The organism is Arcanobacterium canis, assembly GCF_029625435.1.
Classification (GTDB): domain Bacteria; phylum Actinomycetota; class Actinomycetes; order Actinomycetales; family Actinomycetaceae; genus Arcanobacterium; species Arcanobacterium canis.
In genome coordinates, this window is the sequence record NZ_CP121208.1 from 527,070 (window position 1) to 552,179 (window position 25,110).

Sequence of the window (25,110 nt, forward strand, 5' to 3'; positions counted from 1 at the left end):
CTCCACGGCGTGTTCTCAGTCATAATAGGAGCAGTATATTCAAGGAGGAATAATGAAGAAGTCCCTCGCCGTCGTCGCCGCTGTCACCTGTGTGCTCGCGGCATGTTCTGGCGGAACGAAACTTTCAGCGGGAGATCAAACAATTATGATCGACGGTGTGAGCTACCTCGTTCATCTGGCAGCACCCGCTCACATCGAAGTCAAAGATGGCCAACTCGTTACCCCGGATATTGGCCACGGTGCCCCGAGAGCCACTGCACCGTATCAATCTCCGGCAGGAAATGAGCAGTTTTACTTCGTCATGACTGATCGATTCGCTAACGCAGACCCGTCCAACGATCGCGGGGGTGTTTCAGGCGATAAAAATCAGACGGGCTTTGATCCAACCGACATGGGATACTACCTTGGTGGTGATATCGCAGGACTTGAGAAAAACCTGGACTATATTAAGGGGCTTGGGACCACGGCGATCTGGATCACTCCTCCGTTTAAAAATAAGCCAGTTCAAGGTAATACGGCTTCTTACCATGGCTATTGGATCCAGGACTTTACCTCCATTGATCCTCACTATGGGACAAAGCAGGAGATGAAACATTTCATTGACACTGCGCATTCGAAGGGCATGAAGGTTTACTTCGATATCATCACCAATCACACCGCCGACATTATTTCCTATAAGGAAAAGGACACTACCTACGTCCCGCTTCAGGTGTCTCCTTATAAAGATGCCAATGGCAACGTGATTGATGTGCCGAAACTTGCAGGCAAAACCTTCCCTCGCCTCGATCCGAACCACTCCTTCCCTTACACACCACAGGCCAAGGAAAAGAAAATCCCCGATTGGCTCAACGATGTGACCTTGTATCACAATCGTGGAAATTCGACGTTTGAGGGAGAATCGTCAACGATGGGTGATTTCGGTGGGCTTGATGATTTGATGACAGAGAATCCCAAAGTCGTTCAAGGAATGGTTGATATTTATACCGAGTGGATGAAACTCGGAATCGATGGATTCCGTATTGACACGGTCAAGCACGTGAATTTCGAATTCTGGAAAGAATTCACGGAAAAAATCGCAAAAGTCGGCGGCGAGAAATTCTTTTCTTTCGGTGAGGTTTATGAAACTCAGCCAGCAACTCTTGCCGCGTATCCGCGCAAAACCGCAATGAATTCTGTCCTCGACTTTGCTTTCCAAGCTGCCGTGACGTCGTGGGCAAAGGGAGGGCCGGCGTCGCGCCTATCGAGCCTTTTTCAGGATGACGCGCTCTACACTACTGCGCATTCTTCAGCGGGCGACTTGCCGACTTTCTTGGGAAATCACGATATGGGCCGAGCTGCCCAGATGGTGGGGCAGGATCCGAAGGCCTTTAATCTTGCCTATACGCTGATGTTCTTAACGCGTGGCCAGCCGGTGGTCTATTACGGAGATGAGCAGGGCTTCGTCGGCGCAGGGAAAGACAAAGTTGCCCGCCAGCCTCTCTTTGCAACGCAGGTGGAGGGTTATCGCTCTCAAAAGTTACTTGACGGATCCGACTTCGGCGCTGGCGCCCACATGTCCACTGGCACTGCGCAGTACAAGCTGATCTCAACGTTGGGCCAGCTGCGGCGCGAGAATCCTGCTCTTTCCGACGGGGCTCAGTTCGAACAGCTCGACGACGCAGGTGTGTACGCATTTTCGCGGCTTGATCCACGTGAGGGGATCGAATACCTCGTTATTGTTAACAATGCTGAGGCGACCTCGGTGACCGTTCCGACTTTGACCAGTGGTGAGTTTAGTCGGGTATGGGCGCTCGGTGACGCGCCCGCGTCGGTGAATGCCTCTGACAAAGGCGCAGACGTGAAAGTTCCCGAAAAGGGAGCAGTTGTGTACAAAGCTCAAGCTAAAGTCCCCGTCGCCACTGGTGCGCCGGTATTGACGACTGCCGACGACGGAAAGACGGTGACGCTGAAGGCAACGCTCAAAGGCGGGGTGGCACCGGTGTCATTTGCGTGGCGCGCTGTCGGCACAGATCAATGGCATTCGCTCGGATCCGCTTACACGCCAGGAGCAACCGTGATTCACGATATCAGTGACGAAAAAGAGAATTTGGTGGTCGAGTATCGGGCGACGAATGGAACGGACGGGACATCGGTGATCCATATTCTCGGTGGCCCGGATCAGCAGTAGGCAAGTCAGAGGAAATGAGGCTCAAGTGCGGGTTGGTCGTTCGCGCTCGCGGACGTTCGGCCCGTTCACAGTAACCTCACATGCGCTAAAATTTGGCCGGAACTGACACAAAGGAGAAAAAGTTGGACGTTACCGCAACCCAAGCATGGAGCCGCCTTGGGCAGCTCCGCGATGGCCTCAATGTGAACTTCCGTGAGTGGTTCGCAAACGATCCGCAGCGCGGCGAAAAGCTTGTCTTCACTGCTGGCGATTTATATGTGGATCTGACTAAGAGCTACCTCACCGATGAGATCGTTGATGCTCTTCTTCAGCTCGCTGAAGAAGTCGATGTTGATGGCAAGCGTGAGGCGATGTATCGCGGTGACGTGATCAACGTGACGGAAGGGCGTTCGGTTCTTCATACTGCACTTCGTCGCCCCCGTGAAGACTCGCTGATAGTCGGTGGCCGCGATGTTGTCGCAGATGTCCATGAGGTTCTTGATCGCATCGATGCGTTCGCGAAGAAGGTTCGCTCCGGTGAGTGGGTCGGTATCACAGGTAAGCCAATCAAAACTGTTGTCAATATTGGCATTGGCGGATCTGATCTCGGCCCAGTGATGGCTTACGAGGCGCTGCGCCCATATGTCAAGCCTGGTGTGGAAGTGCGTTTTGTTTCCAACATCGATCCAACAGATATCGGTGAGACGGTGTCGGATCTGGATCCGCAAACAACGCTGTTTATCGTGGCGTCGAAGACCTTCACCACGTTGGAAACGCTGACCAATGCCCGTCAGGCTCGTACCTGGTTGCTTGAGAGTCTCAAGGCTCGCGGCATCGACGCTGACGGTGCGGTTGCAAAGCACTTCGTCGCTGTGTCAACGAACTTGGAGAAAGTTGCTGAGTTCGGCATCGATCCGGACAACGCGTTCGGCTTCTGGGATTGGGTCGGCGGTCGCTATTCGGTCGATTCTGCGGTGGGAACCTCCCTTGCGGTTGCAATCGGGCCGGAGAACTTCCGTAATTTCCTTGCTGGTTTCCACATGATGGATGTTCACTTCGCAAAGGCTCCGGCTCGTCGTAATGTCCCGCTGCTCATGGGCCTGCTTAACGTTTTCTACACCAACTTCATGGGTGCGCCCACCCACGCTGTCCTTCCGTACTCACAGTACATGCATCGTTTCCCTGCATATCTTCAACAGCTGACGATGGAATCGAACGGTAAGCGTGTTAAGGCTGATGGTAGCGAAGTAACCACGACTACGGGCGAGGTTTTCTGGGGCGAGCCGGGCACCAACGGTCAGCACGCTTTCTACCAGCTTATTCATCAAGGTACACAGCTTATCCCAGCTGATTTCATTGCTTTCGCTAATCCAACCTTCGCACTGAAGGACGGCGAGAGTGATCAACATGAGCTGTTCTTGGGTAACTTCTTCGCTCAGACGAAGGCTCTTGCATTTGGCAAGACCGCCGAAGAAGTTCGCGCTGAAGGTACAGCTGAAGAAATCGTTTCGGCTCGTGTGTTCCCGGGTAACAAGCCGTCGGCTTCAATCATGGCTCCTGCGCTCACGCCGTCAGTGCTCGGCCAGCTCATTGCCCTGTATGAACACATCACTTTTGTGGAAGGTGTTGTGTGGGGAATCGATTCATTCGACCAGTGGGGCGTTGAACTCGGCAAGGCGATGGCCAAGCAACTCGCTGGCGCAGTAGCTGGTGATGAAGAAGCCATCAAGGCTCAAGATCTCTCTACGCGTGGACTGATCGAGTACTACCGTATGCATCGCCGCTGAATCATGTTGCATGACGCCGATGTGCGAGAATGCGCAGATATTGCGTGAGGCGACATGCTAATGAACAGGCTGTGTATTCATCGGTGGGTGGGTTGCGTGAAGTTTTTCGCGCAACCCACCCACCGTTTTATGGAGTTGATAAGAGCGACAGTGACCCAGGACTTTGTCGCTTGAGAGGCACAGGGAGCCCAGGAGGATTTTCGGGGGACTTCGTCGATGAGGGAGTAGGCAAGCGTCTCATTGCGAAGATCGTCAGATGGATCGCGAGTGGAGTATTCGTCTCTTTCGGGTGAGTATGACATTCCATTGTGGCAGAGGGAAAAGTGCTCATGCGGGCATCACGGAAGATGGAAGCGGAGCGCACTCCTTGAATTGGTGAGCTTTCGCGAAAACTAGTCTTCTAACTTACGGTTGGGTAAGTTGGTGTTAAAGTGGAAGAATCCGGAGTGCGCTCCGATTTGTGTTTGGTGATCGTCACCAGCTCAAATCGAGACGCAATTTGAGAGGAAGGAGCCACAATGGCATACGAGCGTGTCCACAACTCGTTGACGTCCCAACAGGCGCTCGCGCAGTTGTATACGCCTCTGACCGGCTCCACCCAAGATGATGCACGCGCGTGGTACGAAGATGACAACATCCCGTCCTTTACAGTGCTGTCTGCTGGGCATCAAACTGCAGGTCGCGGACGTGTTGGGCGTGTGTGGGAAGACCGCCCTGATAGCGGGGTACTTTCCACACTCGTGCTGACCATTCCCGATACTGCTGCAAACCGCGCAGAGATTGGCTGGCTCACCCTCATGGTTGCGCTCGCTGCACGCAGTGCAGTGCAAACTGCAGGAGGCGCAAGTGCGATCGCACAGATCAAGTGGCCAAACGATATCGTCATCAACCGTGAAGCCTGCAGGGATGCACACCGCCATTTCAAAATTGGTGGCATCTTGGGTGAGCTTCTTGGTGTGCGTGACGGTGTGATCACTTGCGCAATCGGTATTGGTATCAACGTTGACCAGGGGATTGGGGACGTTCCTCCGCTCGCCACGTCGATGCGTCTGGCTTTCGGCCCCCAGGCGACAGGAAGCGCTGATCGTATCTTGGCTGACATTCTTGCTCGATTGCAGACGATGTTGCCGGTATGGATTGGCGGTGGGGAAGTGCGAAACGAATTATTGCGCGCTGAACTCGTTGACCACAGTGCAGACATCGGTCATGCCCTAACGGTGAATCTTGCCGGTGGCGAAGAAATCTCTGGCTACGCTCGCACCATCAGGATTGACGGCTCACTTCAACTCGATACTCCCTCCGGACCAGTAGCAATTACTCCCGCGGACGTTTCGATGTTCGCGGCTGAAGATTGGGAACAGAAATGAAAATTTTTGTGGCGAATAGGTCCGAAATCGCAGAACGTGTGATCCGTACCGCCCACGATCTCGGTCACACGGTTGCAGTGGGCTATTCCGACTCTGATCGTGAGGCTCGTTTTGTTCGCATGGCCGACGAAGCCTTCGCTCTCGGGGGCACCTCGACGGCCGAGACGTACATGAATATTACGAAGCTTGTCGAGTTGGCCACGCGAGTAGGCGCCGACGCCGTTCATCCGGGGTACGGCTTCCTTTCAGAGGTGGCGGCGTTTGCAGCTGCGGTTGAGGAAGCGGGCATCATCTGGATTGGTCCTTCCTCACAAGTCTTAGCAGCTCTTGGCGATAAGATCTCGGCCCGCCAAATCGCACAGCGTGCCAATGTGTCGCCTGTCCCAGGGATCTCCCATTCGATCCGTTCCCGTGAAGAGGTCGAGAATTTCATCTCCGATTACGGTTTCCCCGTCGTCATCAAGAAAGCCGACGGTGGCGGCGGGCACGGTATTAGTATCATTCGTTCAGTGGACGATGTGGAGATGTTCTTCACTGTCAACGGACACAATCTTGACGCGTTTTTCATTGAGAAATTCCTTGAGCGAGCACACCACATTGAGACTCAGTCGATGCGTGATTCAGACGGAAAATTTTCCGTCGTCTCCACTCGTGATTGCTCGGTGCAACGCCGTAACCAGAAACTGATTGAGGAAGCACCAGCTCCGGGGCTATCTGAGGATGTTGTCGCTGAGCTTGAGCGAGCTTCGCGCGCACTTTTCGAATCGGTCGATTACCGCGGCGTGGGTACATGTGAATTCCTCGTGGAAGATGGACATGTGTATTTCATGGAAGTCAATCCGCGCCTTCAGGTGGAACACACAGTGTCCGAAGAAGTCACTGGCGTCGATCTCGTTGAACAGCAAATCCTCATCGCTCAAGGTCAACCGAGCGCCGACGTCGGGCCAGCTCGTGCGCACTCGATTGAGTTCCGCATTAACGCTGAAAACCCGTCTCTTGGGATGCGACCTGCCTACGGCAAGATCCGTCACCTGGTGTGGCCACTCGGCCACGGCGTTCGTATTGAGTCGGGTGTCTGTGAGGGTGACGTCGTCACAGCCGATTTTGACCCGATGCTCGCCAAACTGATCGTTACTGGCCCCACACGCGAGGCAGCGATTGCACGTTCGAAGCGCGCACTTGCTGAATTGGTCCTCGATGGTGTGGCAAACGGTGTCCAGCTCTATCGCGATCTTCTCAACGATGATGCGTTCGTCTCGAACAACTTCTCTACTCGGTGGTTCGAGTCAACATTCCTGCCTCGGTGGATGGAATCGCACCCATCGGCGCCGGAAGACATCATGCCTGAGACGCCCACCGAGCGCCGTGAAACCTTCACAATCGAAATCGACGGTAAACGCGTCACTCTTACTCTGCCGCAAGCGATGTTCGGGGGTGCTGCTCGCGCACAGTCGCCGTCCCAACCGCGTCGGCGTCGTTCCTCGTCACCTGCGCGTCGTGCCGTCCTGGGAGAGACGACGAACGGTCAGGTGGCGTCGCCAATGCAGGCAATCGTTGTGCGCGTTCTCGTCAACGAAGGCGACGAGGTTACCGAAGGAGACCTGCTTGTTGTCCTCGAATCCATGAAAATGGAAAGTTACGTGCGCGCCCCTCACAACGGTGTGGTCGAATCCGTGACGGTCTCCGATGGCCAAACAGTGTCCGCTGGCGAGATCCTGGTCAAGATTGGATAAGTATGAGTACCCAGCCATTTTTGAATGAAAAAATTTCCATCGATACCTCTGACCGCGTTGCTGACCGCGCAAAATTCGTGGCCCAACTTCAAGTACTTGTTGATGCGGCAGAAGAGAAGGCCGTGGCTCGCCAGCACCCCAAAGGCAAAGGCACTGCTCGCGAGCGCATTGCGGCGTTGGTTGATTCGGGATCATTTGTCGAGACCGGTCAATTCATGGGCGGCAATGTTGCCGAAGGCTTTTCAGGGGCAGCGGTTATCACTGGTCTTGCTCGGATCAACGGACGCCAGGTAGCCGTGTATGCGCAAGACTTTTCCGTGCATGGAGGGACGCTCGGTGAAGCCGAAGGCGACAAAATTATTGCCATTATGAAATCGGCGCTTTCGCTGCGTATCCCTGTGATTGGGATGCTTGATTCAGGTGGCGCACGTATTCAAGATGGCGTGGTAGCGCTAGGACAGTACGGGAGGATTTTCAAACTCTCAGTTGAAGCATCTGGAGTGATCCCACAGATTTCGCTGATTCTCGGTCCTTGCGCTGGGGGAGCGGTCTACTCGCCAGCTCTGACGGATTTCATTGTCATGACGAAGGCGAATTCGCATATGTTCGTTACCGGTCCTGATGTCGTGCGCGCTACTACGGGCGAGGAAGTCAGTTTTGCCGATCTTGGCGGCGCTGAGGTTCACAATCACCGCTCCGGCGTGGCTCATTACCTTGCCGACGACGAAGCTGACGCGATCGATTTTACACGCGCTCTGTTGTCCTACCTTCCGTCGCATTCGGGTCAACCGGCTCCGCGTTACGACTATGTTTCGGAGGATGTCTCCGCTGAAGTCGCCGATCTTGTGCCGGCGTCGTCGAAGCAGCCATACGATATGAGTGAAGTGATTGCTCAGCTGGCCGATTATGGCGAGTTTTTGCAGGTTCACGAAGGGTTTGCTCGTTCGATTTTGACTGGCTTTGGAGCGTTTGAAGGACAAGCTGTCGGCATCGTTGCCAACCAACCCATGGTTGATGCTGGCACACTCGATGTTGATGCCTCAGAAAAAGCAGCCCGTTTCGTCCAGTTTTGCGATGCGTTCAATATTCCCGTGGTGACACTCGTTGACGTGCCAGGATATCGACCAGGAACCGAGCAAGAGCAGGCCGGGATCATTCGACGTGGTGCGAAACTCATCTGGTCTTACGCCTCAGCGACGGTTCCGCTCGTCACCGTCGTCCTACGCAAAGCCTATGGCGGCGCAGAGATCGTGATGGGCTCCAAATCTCTCGGCGGCGACATGGTCTATGCGTGGCCGAGTGCCGAAATCGCTGTGCTTGGAGCTGACGGTGCTGTGTCGATTCTTCACCGACGGGAGCTTGCCGCCGCGCGCGAAAACGGCAATGAAGCTCAGGTGCGAGCCTCCCTGATGGCTCAGTACACGGAAAAGAACGTTAACCCCCTGTTGTCGGTGGCACGCGGAGAAATTGACGCAATCATCGACCCTGACCAAACTCGCGCCACCATCGTGGCCTCTCTGGCAGCTCTTGCCACAAAGAAAACGGCCCCCGCTCATGAACGCAAGCATGGCAACATGCCGATGTGATGAGGAGTAAACATGGAATCATTAAAGACTTACTGTGAAAACACCCCCTACATTGCCCTTTTCGGCGGGCAAGCAACCCCGTGGCACACGGCGCTAAGTGAGGCTGTTGCGGAGCCGATTGCGGCTCATCGCCTCGAGAATATGATGCAACGTTCGGATGAGATTCTTGCTCCCGTCCTCAATGACGTGAACTCAATCTGTGCTGGACCACTTGATCTTCTTGGCGCCGACACTAATGAGCCATTCGCTTCGGTTCCGGGTATCTTCGCTGCTCAGGTGCTCGCATATCACGAGCTAGCGTTGCCGGCCCCTGCCGTGGCGATTGGCCATTCCCAAGGTGTCCTCGCGGCAGACTTTGTCCGTGGCGACGACGAAGGTGAACTTTTTGCACTGGCTCGGCTCATTGGTGCCGCTGCCACATTCACCACGCGCATGGCGGATGCCTCGGCGAAGGCTGGGCACACCCCAATGGCATCCATTCGAGGGATCACGGAAGACCAGTTGCAGCCTGCACTGGCCGGTCACCCGGATCTTGACCTTGCAATTCGTAACGGTCACCGCTTCTTCACTGTCTCAGGGCGCCCAGAGGATCTCGCTGCGCTCGAAGCCGATCTTGACCAGCTATCTGCTCAGGCACGTGTACGTCGGGATAACAAGGAAGTCGGGGGCACTGCCCGCACGGCCGTCGTCGAGTACCTGCCCGTTGCTGCTCCGTTCCACTCTCGTCTGCTTGAGCCAGCAGTTGACCAGGTGTGCCAGTGGGCGCGTGTCTGTGGCCTGACGATCAACGTTGAGAGACTTGCTCGTGCCGTTTTGACCGACCAGATTTGCTTCGATGACCAGATGCGTGAAGCACTTGAAACTGGCGCTACCTGGATCATCGATTTTGGCCCTGGTCAGGCATTGAATTCCATCACTCAGGGACTCATCGCAGGACGTGGAATTGGTCTGGCAAACGCTGGTTCGGCGATGGCTCGTGACCGTATCGCAACCCCAGGCTATGAATGGGAACGCGGGGCTGACTGGTCAGTCTTCGCTCCGCGCGTGGCACGTGTGGGCGGTAAAACCGTTCTTGATACACGTTTCTCTCGGCTTACTGGACGCTCACCAATTCTGCTTGCTGGAATGACGCCGACGACGGTCGAACCCGATATTGTGGCGGCTGCTGCGAACGCTGGATATTGGGCTGAACTTGCCGGTGGTGGGCAGGTCACAGAGGAAATTTTCCTTGAGCATGTTCGCCAGCTTCGTGAGCAACTTGAGCCAGGGCGTGCAGTCCAGTTCAACACCATGTTCATGGACCCGTATTTGTGGGGACTGCATTTTGGACGTGAGCGCATTGTGTCACGTGAACGTGCCAATGGCGCGCCCTTCGACGGCGTCGTGATTTCAGCTGGTATCCCGCCGGTAGAGGATGCGCTTGATATTGTCGATCAACTGCGTCAGGGAGGCTTCCCGTACGTGTCATTTAAGCCCGGAACGGTGGCTCAGATTCGTACGGTATTGGCGATTGCAAAGGAGATCCCCAATATTCCCGTCATTATTCAAGTTGAGGATGGCCGTGCAGGTGGCCATCACAGCTGGGAAGACATGGAGGGTTTGCTTGCGCCGACCTACGGCGAGATCCGTCAGCTACCCAACACAGTGTTGGTGGTTGGCGGTGGCCTTGGCGTCCCGGAGCACGCGGCAACCTTCCTCACAGGCACCTGGTCAGAAAAGTTCGGTGCCCAGCGTATGCCAGTGGACGCAATCCTCGTCGGGACGGCAGCGATGGCTGCACAAGAGGCTCACACGTCGCCTTCTGTGAAGCAGCTCCTCGTCGATTTGCCGGGAATCACAGAAAATGACGGCTGGGTGGCCTCCGGAAGTGAGAACCAGGCCATCACCTCGGGTCTTTCGCATTTGCTTGCTGATATTCACGAGGTAGAGAATGCTTCTGCTCGTGCTGGGCGTCTGATCTTGTCGGTTCAAGGCAAACCCGAGGAACGCGAGGCTCGCCGGGATGAGATTATTGAGGCGCTGTCCCACACAGCGAAGCCCTATTTCGGCGATGTCACGACGATGACTTATGACGGGATGCTTCGTCGATACGTCGAATTGGCATATCCATGGGTGGATGTGATCTTTATTCAGCGCTTCCACGATATGCTTCAGCGCGTTGAAGCGCGTTTGAATGAGGCAGACCATGGCCTCATCGACACGATCTTCCCCGACCTTGACAGCGCGCGTGATCCTCATGCTGCCCTTGACCGATTGTCTGAGCGATACCCTGGCGCAGCCACAACATACGTCACGCAGGCGGATGCGTCATGGTTCATCGAAGAATGCCGCACTTACCCTAAACCGGTGCCGTTCGTTCCCGCACTCGATGATTCCTTGCTTCGGTGGTGGGCATCAGATAACCTCTGGCAATCTCACGATGAGCGGTACGACGCCGATTCGGTGCGTATCATTCCTGGCCCTGTTTCCGTTGCTGGAATTACTCGCGTCGATGAGCCGGTGGCACAGATCCTGAGGCGTTTCGAGTCTGTCGCCATCGACGCCGTCGGGGGAGACGTCAGTGATCGCTTCACTCGCATGTCGGCAACTCCCAAAGAATTCCTTGCCGACGTTCCCCACATCTTGTGGCACGGACGTCTCGTTCCTAACCCGGTGAGGGTCGTCGATTCCTATGAACTGGTTGACACTGAATTTGGCGCTGATCTGATCATCACATTCGATCAGCCTCAGGGCATGGCTCACAGTGCAACAAGCCTGACGATTCCGCTGATCCTGCCCAATGCTGTCGCCGACGGCGGGGTTCCCGTTGTCGATGAGGGCAGACTTGACCACACCATGCGTTCGCTTCTTTCCCAGATTGCCGGCGTGGGGGCCGTTAACCCCATGGGAGAGACAATTAGCGCGCTACCGCAGGTCAATATCCCGTTTGGTCAGGCTTGCCACACCTTTACCTACGGCAAGCGACTGGGTGTGCTTCATGCCGGAGTGACAGCAAATACACTGCACGCAGTTGCTGCGGCTCCCATCGTTCCCTCCGCACTTTTGGGAATGGCATGGCCAGCAATCTATGCAGCTTTTGGCTCAGCAACCTATGAGGGCGCAAGTGTCCTGGAAGGCTTCCTTGGTGTCGTCCATCTCGATCACGCCGAACTACTCGATACTCGCCAGTTGCGTGAAGGCGCTCGCATCGAAGCCCTCTCACGTGCGCTTGAGGTCGTTGATTCATCCGCTGGCCGCATTGTCACAGTGGTAACACAACTGCGCGATGAACGCGGTGACCTGGGCTCATTCACTGATCGCTTCGCAATCCGTGGCCGAGCACAAGGACGCGATGCTGTCGATGAGCCATCGCTTGCAGGGGGAAACTGGGACGTCCGCGAAACGAAGCGTTCACGTCTGCGCACGGTCACAGTGACTGCGCCGACGTCGATGGAAGCGTTCGCGCAGGTGTCGGGTGACTACAACCCGATTCACACGTCTTCAGTCGCAGCTCGCTTGGCAGGTCTTGACGCTCCGATTGTTCATGGCATGTGGCTCGACGCCGCCGCTCAGCACGCAGTGATGGGCGCAGGGCTTGAGCACGGATGGCAGATCCTGGGCTGGACGTATCGAATGTTCGGTATGGTCAACCTTGGCGCAACTATTGAGATCGCAATCGACCGTATCGGACGCATCAACGGCGGTGGCCTCATGCTCGAAGTCACCTCGAAAGTGGATGGCAATGTTGTCTCGGTAGCGAGCGCCGCTGTGGCCGGCCCGACGACCGCTTACGTCTACCCGGGTCAGGGCATCCAAAAGCAGGGGATGACACTTGACCTGCGCGCCTCAAGTGCGCCCATCAACGCCGTGTGGGAGCGCGCTGATGCCCATACTCGAACTGCTCTCGGTTTCTCGATTCTCGCAGTTGTCCGCGACAACCCTGCCTCGATTACTGCAAAGGGAGTGACGTATCGCCACCCCAAGGGGGTCCTCAATCTGACCCAGTTCACTCAGGTGGCGCTGGCGACCGTTGCCTTCGCTCAAACCGAACAGTTGCGCGCTGCCGGTGCAATCGAAGATGGTTCCTATTTCGCAGGTCACTCACTCGGTGAGTACAACGCGCTGTGCGCCTACGGCCAGATTATGGATCTTGAAACGGTACTCGACATTGTGTTCTACCGCGGTTCGACGATGCACAACCTCGTTCCCCGAAATGAGGATGGGTCATCGAACTATCGCCTGGGGGCACTTCGTCCGAATCAGTTCGGTCTCACCGACGCCGACGTGGCTGCCTATGTTGCTTCCGTGGCAGAGGCGAGTGGCGAGTTCCTCGAAATCGTCAATTACAACCTCCTTGATGAGCAATACGCGGTGGCAGGGACAGTGGCAGGACTCGACGCGCTCGCGGCCGATGCTCAGGCTCGGGCACTTGCCGCTGGTGGTAAGGGCGCGTTTATGCTCATTCCTGGTATTGATGTTCCCTTCCATTCAAGTGCTTTGCGTGAGGGTGTGGATGAATTCCGTACCCTGCTCGACTCGCTCCTTCCTGAGCACATCAGCTGCGAATCGCTCCAAAACAAATATGTGCCGAACCTCGTGGCCCGACCATTCGCCCTGACACGTGAGTTCTTCGAGGCTGTGTTATCAGCATGTGACTCGCCATTCGTGGCCGATGCGCTTGCGCACTGGGAATCGATTGACCTTGTGGGACAGCGTGACTCGCTCACACGTGCATTACTGATTGAACTGTTGGCTTACCAGTTCGCTTCACCGGTGCGCTGGATCGAAACCCAAGATCTCCTCTTGCGTCAGCGAGGCGTCGAACGTTTCGTTGAAGTGGGACTTGGCCAGTCGCCGACACTGGCGAATATGGCTGCAAAAACCCTGAAGAAACCGGCTATGCGTGGTTGCGAGGTCGAGGTTCTCAATCTCGGCCGAGACACTGCTCGCGTGATGAATGACGACGTGGTGGAACCTCCCGCCCCTGCCATGAGCGAGGCTGAGGAAGAAACTCCTGTAGAAGAACAGCCAGCTTCGCAAGCAGCTGCGCAGGTGAGCGCTCCGTCGCTGCCGGCACCGTCGGCGTCGGCAGGTCCGATCGCAGATCTTCCACTTGACGCTCCTGATGCCCTGCGTATTCTTCTGGCGTTGGAAAACAAGGTCACGTTGGATCAAATCGGTGATGCGGATACGCTCGAAATCCTTACAGGTGGCGTCTCATCCAAGCGCAACCAGGTGCTGATGGATATGTCCGCGGAGCTCACGTTGCCGTCCATCGACGGCGCGGCAGATCTTCCGCTCGCACAGCTGGCATCGCAAGTTGCGACGCTTGCGCATTCCTACCGCCCCTTTGGCCCGGTGCTGTCTGACGCCGTTGCTCAGCGCCTGCGCAGGCTCTTCGGTGCTGCCGGAGTCAAGCCAACCCAGGTTGCTGAACGTCTGTCGAACGTGTGGAATTTGGGAGCTGGATGGGCTGCATGGACGAGCGCGGTGCTCTTGCTCGATACCCGCGAAGGGACATCGACGCGTGGCGGCGAACTTGCCACCTTGTCAACCCAGACACCGACGTCGGCAGGTGAGGTTGATGCGCTGATTGATGCGGCTGTGGAACGGGTCGGCGCCTTGCACTCGATCGCGGTAGCTCAGCCCTCAGCAGGGGCAAGTTCAGGTGGCGTCGTAGACTCAGCGGCACTTGACGCGTTCTCACAGACGATTACTTCTGCGCTGGAAGCCAATGCCCGTGATCTTCTTGATCGCCTCGGCAAGCTCAACGTCCAGGCTGATCATCTTGAGCCTGCTGACACTCTGATGGAAACGGTGAGCGGCGAACTGGGGTCGAAGTGGCCTGAGATTGTTCAGCCACGATTCGACGCTGCCAAAGCTGTGCGTCTCAACGATCGTTGGGCAACCGCCCGCGAGGACGTGGCACGGATTGCGCTCGGAGAAGAAGTCGAAGCAAACTTCATCGGAACGGGTGAGGCCGTTGCTCGCCAGGCAGAGTACGAAGCTGACAGAGCGATCAACGATTCGCTGCGATCACGTCTGCTGATGATTGCTCGGGATGCCCGGGACACCCAACCTGGTGAACTTGCAGGTCAGGTTGCTGTGGTAACGGGCATGACACCAGCATCGATCGCAGGTGGTGTTGTCCGTCAGCTCCTGGCTCGCGGCGCTACCGTGATCGCGACTGCCTCAAACATCTCCACACCACGTCTGCTTGCAGCACGCCAGATGTACCGACACCATGCACGTGGGGGAGCTGAGCTGTGGCTCGTGCCTGCCAACCTTGCCTCGTATCGTGACATCGATGCGCTCGCGGAGTGGATCGGCACGCAGGTAACGCAAACAGTGAATGCAAAGTCGGTCGAAATTAAACCAGCTCTGACACCTGACCTGTTCTTCCCCTTTGCTGCGCCACCTGTTTATGGAACCATGGACGGTGCCGGAGCCGAAACAGAAATTCATGCACGAGTGATGCTGTGGGGCGTGGAGCGTTTGCTCACCCGTCTGGCTGTCCTCGGTGAACAATGGGACACCGAACATCGTATGCACGTGGTGCTTCCAGGCTCACCCAATCGCGGTCTCTTCGGCGGTGACGGCGGCTACGGAGAGGTCAAGGCTGCATTCGATGCGATTTTGAATAAGTGGCGAGTTGAGCCGTGGGGTAAGCGCACCACGGTGGCTCGCGCTCGAATCGGATGGGTTCGAGGAACCGGATTGATGGGGGGAAATGACCCGCTAGTGACGTACGTGGAGAGCCAAGGGGTGACGACGTACTCAACCGACGAAATGGCCGACAAGATCATCACTCTCGCTGGTCGTGAGGCTCGCGAGGACGCTTTGGACGCGCCGCTCGACGTCGATTTCACGGGCGGTCTGGGCAACATCGACTTTGCCGCCCTTCTCCAGCAAAGTCGCAACGGAGCAACCCAGACGACTCCACAGACCACGACTACGCTCAAGGCACTGCCTCATGCAACGTCGGTTTCCCTTCCCACTTCCCGCGAGGGCGACTGGGATTCGGTGACTGCCCGCCCACAGGACACCATCGTCATTGTTGGCTACGGTGAGGTGGGGCCGTGGGGAAGTTCGCGCACACGCTTCGCCGCTGAGCTCGGTGTTCAAGCCGACGGTTCCTTCGAACTCACTGCAGCAGGTGTTCTTGAACTTGCCTGGGGAATGGGCCTACTGACCTGGCATGACACACCGAAGGCAGGCTGGTATAACACCGACGATGAGCTTGTGGACGAAGCCGATATTTACGAACGCTACGTCGATGAAGTGGTGGCACGCTGTGGGATCCGTGAGTTGACTGATCGCGACACGATAGCCGATCAGGGCGTGAACGATGCCGCTACCGTCTTCCTCGACCGACCGGTGACGTTCTCCGTTGCCGACGAGGACGAGGCCAACGCCTACGTTGCTGCGGATCCACAATTCACGACCGCTGCGCGCGTGGACGGTGAGTGGCAGGTGACCCGTGCGAAGGGTGCGACTGCACTCGTTCCAAAGCGCACCACGATCAGCCGCTACGTCGCTGGACAGATGCCTGCCGGTTTCGATCCGCAGCGCTGGGGCATCCCGGCGTCGATGCTTGAAAATGCCGATCTCATGGCATCGTGGAATCTTGTGACAGCGGTGGATGCTTTCTTGTCATCAGGGTTTACGCCAGCACAACTGCTGGCAGCGATCCACCCCACACAGATTGCATCAACTCAGGGCACCGGTTTTGGTGGCATGGAATCGATGCGCAAGCTCTTCCTCGAACGTTTCCGCGGAGAAAATATCCCCCAAGATACGCTCCAGGAGACCTTAGCCAATGTCATCGCTGCTCATACGATGCAGGCCTATGTCGGAGGCTACGGATCGATGGTTCAACCGGTCTCAGCATGTGCAACTGCTGCGGTCTCCATTGAAGAGGGCGTGGACAAGATCCGTCTGGGTAAGGCGACCTTTGCCGTGACAGGTGCAATCGATGCTCTCAGTGCCGAGTCGCTCGAAGGCTTTGGGCTGATGAACGCCACCGCGTCGTCGGCTGTGATGGAAGAAAAGGGAATTAACCACCGCTTCTTCTCACGCGCAGGCGATCTTCGCCGAGGCGGATTCGTCGAAGCTGAAGGTGGCGGCACCGTGCTGATAGCTCGCGGTGATCTCGCTCTTGAACTCGGGTTACCGGTGTACGCGGTGGTTGGGTACGTGCAGAGCTTTGCCGATGGCGCTCACACCTCGATCCCGGCACCAGGACTCGGAGCGCTCGGCGCAGGTTTGGGAGGCACGGAGTCGTCGTTGATGCGTCAGTTGCGCCCTCTGGGAGTTGAAGCTGACGATCTCGCTGTCGTATCTAAGCACGATACATCGACGAATGCGAACGATCCGAACGAGGCAGAGCTTCATGTTCGCTTGGCGAAAGCAATTGGCCGACATGAGGGAAATCCGCTGTATGTGATTTCGCAGAAGACCTTGACCGGCCATGCAAAGGGTGGAGCAGCGCTCTTCCAGATTGCGGGCTTGACACAGGTTTTTGCCACGGGAATCATCCCAGCCAACCGTGCGCTGGATAATCTCGATCCGGTGTTCGAAGATGACGACTACCTCGTCTGGCTGCGCGATCCGCTAGCACTTGGCAAGCGCCAAACGATTAAAGCAGCTTTGGCCACCTCTCTCGGCTTTGGGCATGTGTCGTCGGTTGTGGCGCTTGTTCATCCGGGTGCATTTGAGGCAGCCGTGGCCCATGAGCACGGTCACGAGGTGCTGGCGATCTGGCGTGAACGCTCGCTTGCTCGCCGTCGTGCTGGTCATGAGCGAATAGAGGCAGCGATGATGGGACACGCACCCTTCTTCGAAGAGATCGAAGATCGACGCTTCGCCTCCAATGCCCATGAAACTGAGGCGCGAATGCTTCTCGACCCATCAGCCCGACTAGGGGAGAACGGCTATTATGCCTGAGATCTCAGGTGTTGGGATCGATCTCGTTCACATTCCCGCATTCATCGCCCAGATGGATGAGCCGGGAACGCAGCTCGCGCGCGTGTTCCACCCGCGCGAGCTGCGCATTGCGGCCCAACGTCGCCAGGTCACAGGACGCCCAGCGGCCTACCACCTGGCCGGACGTTGGGCCGCAAAAGAGGCGTTTATCAAGGCGTGGTCAGAGGAAAACTTTTGCCACCCCCCTCTTATCCCCGATCCGATCGATTGGTCACAGGTGTGGGTCGATGCCGATGCATGGAACCGCCCCCGGCTCGTCCTTGACGGTGAACTTGCGCGAGCTGTCGGCAACGTCGTCGCCCACGTCTCGATTAGTCATGACGGAGATTACGCCACTGCCATCGTCACCCTAGAGAGGAAAAACTGATGGGAAAACGTGAAGATCGCAAGCGTGATGATCACGAAAAAATCTTGGCCGCTGCGAGTGAATTGATGCAGCGAGACGGCTTTGACGCCGTGACAACGAGTGAGCTCGCACGTGTCGCAGGAGTTTCGACGGGAACGCTATTTCGCCAGATTGGGTGTAAAGCAGATCTGCTCATCGAGCTCTTCCTCGTATCGCTCAAGGATCGCAAGCTTCCTGACGGCGAAATTCTCACGATGGACGACGCCGTCGCGCAGGTGATCGCCGTCGTTGACCCCTTCGTCGCCATCTCCGCTTCTCGACCGGACAACGCTATCGCTCTCCAACGAGAAGTTATCGGAGGCTCGTCGCCGCGCGTACGAGACTTTATCTCTTACGTGCAGTCCTTTGAAGCATCGATCGGAAGCGCACTCAGTCGTGCTCGTAAAGCCGGCGTTCTCAATATCTCCGCTGACGAGGTGGCTCCTCTCGCGCACGCGATTTACGGCTCGTTGTATATGGATTTTCTCCAAGTATCGACGGGACGCGTGAAAATGGAAAGGTTGCGCGACACAATGGTTGATTCGGTGAGGTTCCTCCTGGCGCGATACTGAACGTGACGCCACCGTGAACCGATGTCGTAGAATGACATACAGAAAGGTGGTGGCCATGGATTTTATGTCAATGCCGATTGGCCAGGTCGATCCTGAGATCGCTAGGGTAATGGATCAGGAACTGAACCGACAGCGTTCAACCCTGGAAATGATTGCGTCAGAGAATTTTGTCCCGCGAGCCGTTCTTGAGGCTCAGGGTTCTGTACTGACGAATAAATATGCTGAAGGATACCCCGGAAGGCGCTACTACGGCGGTTGTGAATTCGTCGATGTAGCCGAAGAACTTGCGCGCGAGCGCGCCAAGAGTCTTTTCGGCGCGGCATACGCCAACGTTCAACCCCACTCAGGTGCGCAGGCCAACGCTGCGATTTACCATGCTCTGGCCACACCTGGCGATACCGTGCTCGGCCTTGAGCTCGCTCACGGTGGTCATCTCACTCATGGGATGCGAATTAATTTCTCGGGCAAGTACTTTAACGCTGTGACTTATGGCGTGGATCCCGCGACCTCTCTGATCGATATGGATCAGGTGCGCCAGCGCGCCTTGGAATATCAACCTCGCATTATTATCGCTGGGTGGTCAGCCTATGCTCGTCATCTCAATTTCGCGGCATTCCGCGAAATTGCGGATGAAGTTGGAGCATATCTGTGGGTGGACATGGCCCACTTCGCCGGTCTGGTTGCTGCAGGTTTGCACCCGTCACCAATTCCCTACGCCGACGTCGTCACCACCACAATTCATAAGACGATCGGTGGCCCGCGTTCAGGCATGATTCTTTCTCGTGATGAGACTCTGGCAAAGAAGCTTAACTCCGCAGTGTTCCCTGGCACTCAAGGCGGACCTCTGATGCATGTCATCGCAGCGAAGGCCGTAGCGATGAAGATCGCGGCAACAGAAGAATTCAAGGAGCGTCAGCAGCGCACTCTCGATGGCGCAAAGATCATCGCTGAACGGCTGATGCGCCCGGATATGGCCTCAACAGGCGTCAATGTTCTCACTGGCGGCACTGATGTTCACCTCGTATTGGTTGATATGCGTGGATGTGAAATGGATGGTCTGACCGCAGAACACCTCCTCGATTCGGCACATATCACCGTCAACCGCAATGCTGTGCCGTTTGATCCACGACCGCCGGCAATCACCTCGGGTCTTCGCATCGGCACGCCTGCTCTGGCAACGCGTGGATTTGGAGATGCAGAGTTTTGTGAAGTGGGAGACATCATCGCCACCGTTCTCGCCGGAGGCGAGGGGGCAGTTGCCGACGCGAGTGCGCGAGTTGCTGCGCTGACGGATGCTTTCCCTCTGTACCCGGGCCTTGGCCAGTTTGGAGCTGAATGATTGTGATGGACGGGCGGCGAGTTGCCGCCGAAATCAAGGCTGACCTCACGGGGCGCGTGGCACAGCTCAGCGAACGAGGACTCACTGTTGGCCTGGGAACAATTCTGGTTGGTGCTGATCCTGCCTCTGCGCTGTACGTCAACGGTAAACACCGTGACTCCGCGCAAGTGGGTATTGCATCGATTCGTGTGGAGCTACCCGAGACAGCATCGACTGACGATGTGTTGGCCGCTGTTCATCGTCTTAACGCTGATCCACACTGCACAGGGTTCATTGTTCAACTTCCGCTCCCCGAACACGTTGATACGCAGGAAGTGATTGAGGCAATCGATCCCCGTAAAGACGTTGACGGACTTCATCCACTCAACCTCGGCAAGCTTGTGGGAAAAGTCAGCGGCACGCTTGATATCCCGATCCCGTGTACTCCGAGAGGCATTATTGCGCTTGGCCGTTACTACGGAGTGGAATGGGAAGGGGCCAACGTGTGTGTCGTCGGACAAGGCGCAACAGTCGGTCGTCCCCTCGGCGTCGTCGCGTCACGTGACGACGTCGGGGCCAGTGTTGACCTATGCCACCTCCAAACACGTAACCTTGGCGATCACACTCGCGCAGCTGACATCATCGTTGTGGCAACAGGAGCGGGACATCTTCTGACACCTGAAATGGTGACACCTGGAGCCGCCGTCTTCGATGTGGGTATTAAGCGTGTCAACGATCCGGCGACAGGGAAATCGACGGTGGTCGGCGATGTTGCTCCTGGCGTGGATGCGTATGCCGGATGGTTATCGCCCAATCCCGGCGGGGTCGGGCCAATGACTCGCGCAATGTTGCTTGCAAATGTTGTTGACGCCAAAGAGAGGACAGCATGAAGATCACCACCGTCAACGTTAACGGGATCCGAGCTGCCTACCGTAAGGGGATGGGGCAGTGGTTGTCGGATACTGCACCCGATGTTCTCCTGTGCCAAGAAACCCGTGCTCCTGGAGACATCATCACTGAGCTCATTGGCGAGGACTATCAAGTCTTCCCTCATGAGTGCCAGATCAAAGGCCGAGCCGGGGTCGCGGTCGCGGTGCGTCACGGCATTGAGGTCGGTCAGGTGCGCACCGGCGTCGTCGATGATGAAGTGCCAGTTGATACTGGGCGGTGGTTGGAAGTGGACTTGCCTGAACGTGGCCTGACAGTGGTGAGCGCGTACTTGCACTCAGGTAAGGCAGACGATGAGACGAAAATGGCGGCCAAATATGCACATCTCGATAAGGTCAGTGAGCGCCTCGGGGCAATGACAGGCGAATTCGTGGTGTGTGGTGATTTCAATATCGTTCATACCGAAGGCGACATCACTAATTGGAAATCGAATCACAATAAAACCTCGGGTGTTTTGGATCCGGAGATTGCCTATCTCGATCGGTGGTTTGGCAACGGTTTTGTGGATGTTCAGCGCCACCTCGATCCAGATTCTCAAGGCCCGTATACGTGGTGGTCACAGCGCGGCAAAGCTTTTGACAACAATGTCGGCTGGCGCATTGATTACCAAATGGCGACACCTACACTCGCAGCACGAGCACGCACATACACTATTGACCGCGCAGCCTCTTACGATGCGCGTTGGTCCGACCATGCAGCATTGACGGTGATTTACGATGAGCAATAAGACACAGGTTGCTGACTCTCACGCATCAGCCCCAACGCAGACGACTAGCCTCATGGACAAACTCTGGGCGGTCATCGACTGGGTAATGAACCTCCGTCCGGTTCGAGCAAACACACGCTATGGTTATCAGCGCGGGTGGCTTTTATCAGGTGGTATCGCGTATTCGGCGCTTTTCGCACTCGGTGGCGCGCTGACCATTGGTCTGACGATTTTTTCCTATACGCTCGGACAAAATCCGTCACTTATGGCTCGTCTTGAATCTGGTATTAACTCTGCTCTTCCCGGGATTTTGAAAACCCAAGATCACCCCAACGGATTAGTGGCGGCGAAAGATTTAGTTGTGGACAACCCCTTCAACTTCGTCACTTTGACTGCTTTGTTCATCATGCTGTGGTCCACTCTTTCTCTTATGGGATCCTTGCGGACATCGATCCAAGCGATGTTCGGACTGTCTGCCCTTCCTCGGACCTTCATCGTGACTAAAGCAATTGACCTTGCCGGGATTGTCACGCTCGCTGTGGGATTAGTGGCAGGCATTCTGCTCGTTTCGGGAGCCACGCAGTTCTCGACGATTGTCTTCGATGCATTAGGAATTTCAGGTTCTGTCGCTCAAGGCATCCTTCAGGTGGGTTCGCTTGTGTTGGCTGGGGTAGCTGATATGGCAGTATTTGCCTTTCTCATCCGCGTTGTTGCTGGCGCGCGCGTGCCGGCAAAAGATCTCCTCATCGGCACATCGGTCGGAGCACTGGCATCGTCTCTTATCCGTGTGCTGGGAACGGCCGCGGTGGGTTCAGTTGCAAATAACCCCATCCTCGCTCCTTTTGCAGCTCTCGCAACAGTGATGCTCTGGGTGAATTTGGTTGCTCGAATCACGTTGCTTGCAGCAGCAGTGTGTGCAAATCCGCCAAAACCGCTTGATGTGACCGAGGAAAATTATGCGCATCTCGCTGACACTCCAAACTACGTCACGCTTTCAGCTCCGCAAACTCAAGACTGGGAGCATGATTCCGTCACCGGAGTCGTGATGCCTCTCAAAGAGACGGCCATTGAAGATATTCCCCGATGGGAGGGCTGGCGTGCCGAGCGTAAACGCAAAGCTTTGCTGCGGGCTAAAGAACAACTTGCTGAGGCGAACTATGCCTACGAAAATGCCAAGCAAGAATACGAAAACGGTGCGCGAGCTCAATACGCCAAGCGCACACACTATTCGACTCTGGGAGCAGCATCGTGAGTTTCCATGCGATCATTCCCGCAGGCGGTGCAGGAACACGCCTATGGCCGCTCTCGCGAGCGAAATTCCCTAAGTTTCTTGTGGATCTGACCGGCAGTGGTCACTCAATGCTCCAAGACACAGTCATGCGCTTGTCACCCCTTGCGGCAACGACGACGGTGGTGACTGGCGTCGCGCATGAAAGCGCGGTTCGAGTACAACTGGACGCGCTCAATGGTGAGAGCGGTGAATGTGACGTCATCGCTGAGCCGAGCGCGCGAAACTCGATGCCAGCGATTGCCTTGGCAGCAGCCGTGATTGCCCAACGTGATCCTGATGCAGTGATTGGATCGTTTGCTGCGGATCATGCAATCGAGAACGATGATGCCTTTCGCGAGGCTGTCCGCTGTGCGATTGGTGCGGCAGAGCGTGGATACGTGGTGACAATCGGTATTACACCTCATTCACCAGCCACGGGTTTCGGGTATATCCACGAGGGGGACGAGATTGCTCCTGGCGTGCGAGCAGTCAGCGAATTTGTTGAGAAGCCTGACCAAACCACTGCTCAGCATTATGTGGACAGTGGTGAATATGTGTGGAACGCAGGAATATTCGTTGCGCGTGCACACGTGCTACTTGATGCGCTCAAGAAATATCGCCCGCATCTCGCTCACGGTATTGACCAGATTGTCAAGGCGTGGGGTGATGATGAAACCTTCCTCGCCCAATGGAATAGCCTTGAGAAGATTGCCATTGACCATGCGATCGCTGAGCCTCTCGCTCGTGAGGGTGGTGTTGCGGTCGTTCCTGCGCAGATGGGGTGGTCAGATGTGGGTGATTACTCATCTCTATACGCTATGGTAGACGGCCATATAGGGGTATCTCGCGGTGGGCAACCACAAGATGTTGTGGCCGTAGATTCGCCAGGAAGTCTTGTTTTCACACATTCGAAACCAATAGTTGTCGCGGGCGTTAAACGTGCTATCATCATAGAGACGCAAGACACGATCTTCGTGACTTGCAATGAGTACGCACAGAACGTCAAGAATGTTCCGGATGCGCTTGAACAAGCGGGCCGGGGCGATCTTCGTTAGGGCTGCGGGTACTCCAGGAATTCAAAGGCGAATGAACGTTTCTATAGTTCAATCCTGAAGAAGCATTTTTGCGTGACGCAGGATACTATGGAGACAACCGAATTTGCCCCGGGCAATGCGGGGCACGGATCATAGGGAGACCCACGTGAAATCAAAGTTGACTTCTCTTCTCGCGGTTGCTGCATCGGCAACCCTCCTCCTCAGCGCTTGTGGCGGCGCATCTACCGGTAAGAACGCAAAGGGCGGCGACGCATCTAATTTCAAGGCCTGCCTTGTTTCTGATGCTGGCGGCTGGGACGATCACTCCTTCAATGAGTCCGCATTCGTCGGTTTAAAGCAGGCTGAGAAGGATCTGAAGGTTCAAATCAACACTGCTGAATCTAAGCAGTCCACCGATTACAAGCCGAACGTTGAGAAGATGGTCGACGACGGTTGCAAGATGATCATCGGCGTTGGCTTCAACCTCAATGACGCCATCCTCAAGGTTGCTCAGAGCACCAAGGATCTCGAGTTTGGCCTGATCGATTCTGTCTTCACTGAAGGTGGTAAGCCGGTTGAGATTGATAACGGCCGTCCGCTGCTGTTCAATACTCAGGAAGCTGCTTACCTTGCTGGCTACGTTGCAGCAGGCATGACCAAGACCGGCAAGGTTGCGACCTTCGGCGGTATCCAGATTCCGTCCGTGACGATCTTCATGGACGGTTTTGCTGACGGTGTTAAGGCATACAATAAGGACGCGGGCAAGGATGTTCAGCTCCTGGGTTGGGACAAGGACGCTCAGAAGGGCGCCTTCACCAACTCCTTCGATGATCAGAACAAGGGCAAGCAGCAGACTCAGCAGTTCCTTGATCAGGGTGCTGACATTGTGATGCCAGTGGCAGGGCCGGTTGGTCTCGGTGCGGCAGCAGCTGTGAAGGCCAAGGCTGGCGCTATGTTCGTCGGTGTTGACTCCGACTGGTTCGAGGCTGTTCCGGACTACAAGGACATCGTTTTGACCTCGGTGAAGAAGGAAATCGCAGCTTCCGTGGTTGACACCGTGAAGCAGGGTGTTGATGGCAAGTTCTCCAACGCTCCGTACATCGGCGACCTCAAGAACGGTGGCGTCTCGCTCGCTCCGTTCCACGATTTCGATTCCAAGGTTCCTGCGGATCTGAAGGCAAAGGTCAAGGAGCTCGAAGAGAAGATCAAGTCGGGTGAACTCAAGATTGAGTCGCCGGCCGCGAACAAGAAGTAATTAGTTCCCTAGCTTGGGAATCAACGTTGGGGCCCAGCC

14 protein-coding genes are annotated in these 25,110 nt (G+C 56.1%); all 14 read left to right on the top strand.

Features of this window, described 5'->3' with window-relative positions; genetic code table 11:
* The first annotated feature begins 52 nt into the window (after positions 1-52).
* Entirely contained in the window at positions 53-2,167 is a 2,115-nt protein-coding gene (locus P7079_RS02390; protein ID WP_278013243.1) for an alpha-amylase family glycosyl hydrolase, read from the top strand.
* 122 nt (positions 2,168-2,289) lie between these two features.
* Positions 2,290-3,933, top strand: coding sequence for a glucose-6-phosphate isomerase (gene pgi, locus P7079_RS02395; protein WP_278013244.1), 1,644 nt, complete (start codon positions 2,290-2,292; stop codon positions 3,931-3,933).
* A 518-nt stretch (positions 3,934-4,451) separates the two neighbouring features.
* Positions 4,452-5,300 carry a biotin--[acetyl-CoA-carboxylase] ligase gene (locus P7079_RS02400; protein ID WP_278013245.1) on the top strand — a complete coding sequence of 283 codons (849 nt, stop codon included), beginning with the start codon at positions 4,452-4,454 and terminating at the stop codon, positions 5,298-5,300.
* Positions 5,297-7,033, top strand: coding sequence for an acetyl/propionyl/methylcrotonyl-CoA carboxylase subunit alpha (locus tag P7079_RS02405; RefSeq protein WP_278013246.1), 1,737 nt, complete (start codon positions 5,297-5,299; stop codon positions 7,031-7,033). Before P7079_RS02400 ends, P7079_RS02405 begins: the two co-directional genes overlap by 4 nt.
* A 2-nt stretch (positions 7,034-7,035) precedes the next feature.
* Positions 7,036-8,619 carry an acyl-CoA carboxylase subunit beta gene (locus P7079_RS02410; RefSeq protein WP_376986857.1) on the top strand — a complete coding sequence of 528 codons (1,584 nt, stop codon included), beginning with the start codon at positions 7,036-7,038 and terminating at the stop codon, positions 8,617-8,619.
* 12 nt (positions 8,620-8,631) lie between these two features.
* Positions 8,632-17,544 carry a type I polyketide synthase gene (locus P7079_RS02415; RefSeq protein ID WP_278013247.1) on the top strand — a complete coding sequence of 2,971 codons (8,913 nt, stop codon included), beginning with the start codon at positions 8,632-8,634 and terminating at the stop codon, positions 17,542-17,544.
* Positions 17,537-17,950: a holo-ACP synthase AcpS gene (gene acpS, locus P7079_RS02420; protein WP_278013248.1), complete on the top strand. Its 414-nt coding sequence runs from the start codon at positions 17,537-17,539 to the stop codon at positions 17,948-17,950. The genes P7079_RS02415 and acpS overlap by 8 nt, the downstream gene beginning before the upstream one ends.
* Positions 17,950-18,540, top strand: coding sequence for a TetR/AcrR family transcriptional regulator (locus P7079_RS02425; RefSeq protein ID WP_278013249.1), 591 nt, complete (start codon positions 17,950-17,952; stop codon positions 18,538-18,540). Before acpS ends, P7079_RS02425 begins: the two co-directional genes overlap by 1 nt.
* A gap of 55 nt (positions 18,541-18,595) precedes the next feature.
* Positions 18,596-19,879 (top strand): serine hydroxymethyltransferase, encoded by a 1,284-nt coding sequence (gene glyA, locus P7079_RS02430; protein WP_278013250.1) that lies wholly within the window; start codon positions 18,596-18,598, stop codon positions 19,877-19,879.
* A complete protein-coding gene (locus P7079_RS02435; protein ID WP_278013251.1) occupies positions 19,876-20,748 on the top strand; it encodes a tetrahydrofolate dehydrogenase/cyclohydrolase catalytic domain-containing protein in 873 nt (290 codons plus the stop codon). Before glyA ends, P7079_RS02435 begins: the two co-directional genes overlap by 4 nt.
* Complete coding sequence (locus P7079_RS02440) at positions 20,745-21,533, top strand: exodeoxyribonuclease III (RefSeq protein WP_278013252.1); 789 nt, start codon at positions 20,745-20,747, stop codon at positions 21,531-21,533. Before P7079_RS02435 ends, P7079_RS02440 begins: the two co-directional genes overlap by 4 nt.
* A complete protein-coding gene (locus tag P7079_RS02445; RefSeq protein ID WP_278013253.1) occupies positions 21,523-22,764 on the top strand; it encodes a YihY/virulence factor BrkB family protein in 1,242 nt (413 codons plus the stop codon). Before P7079_RS02440 ends, P7079_RS02445 begins: the two co-directional genes overlap by 11 nt.
* The gene (locus P7079_RS02450; RefSeq protein ID WP_278013254.1) at positions 22,761-23,837 is read left to right on the top strand and encodes a mannose-1-phosphate guanylyltransferase; all 1,077 of its coding nucleotides are present in this window, start codon (positions 22,761-22,763) and stop codon (positions 23,835-23,837) included. Before P7079_RS02445 ends, P7079_RS02450 begins: the two co-directional genes overlap by 4 nt.
* Before the next feature lie 145 nt (positions 23,838-23,982).
* Positions 23,983-25,071, top strand: a complete 1,089-nt coding sequence (locus P7079_RS02455) for a BMP family lipoprotein (protein WP_376986853.1) — start codon at positions 23,983-23,985, stop codon at positions 25,069-25,071.
* Positions 25,072-25,110: the final 39 nt, after the last annotated feature.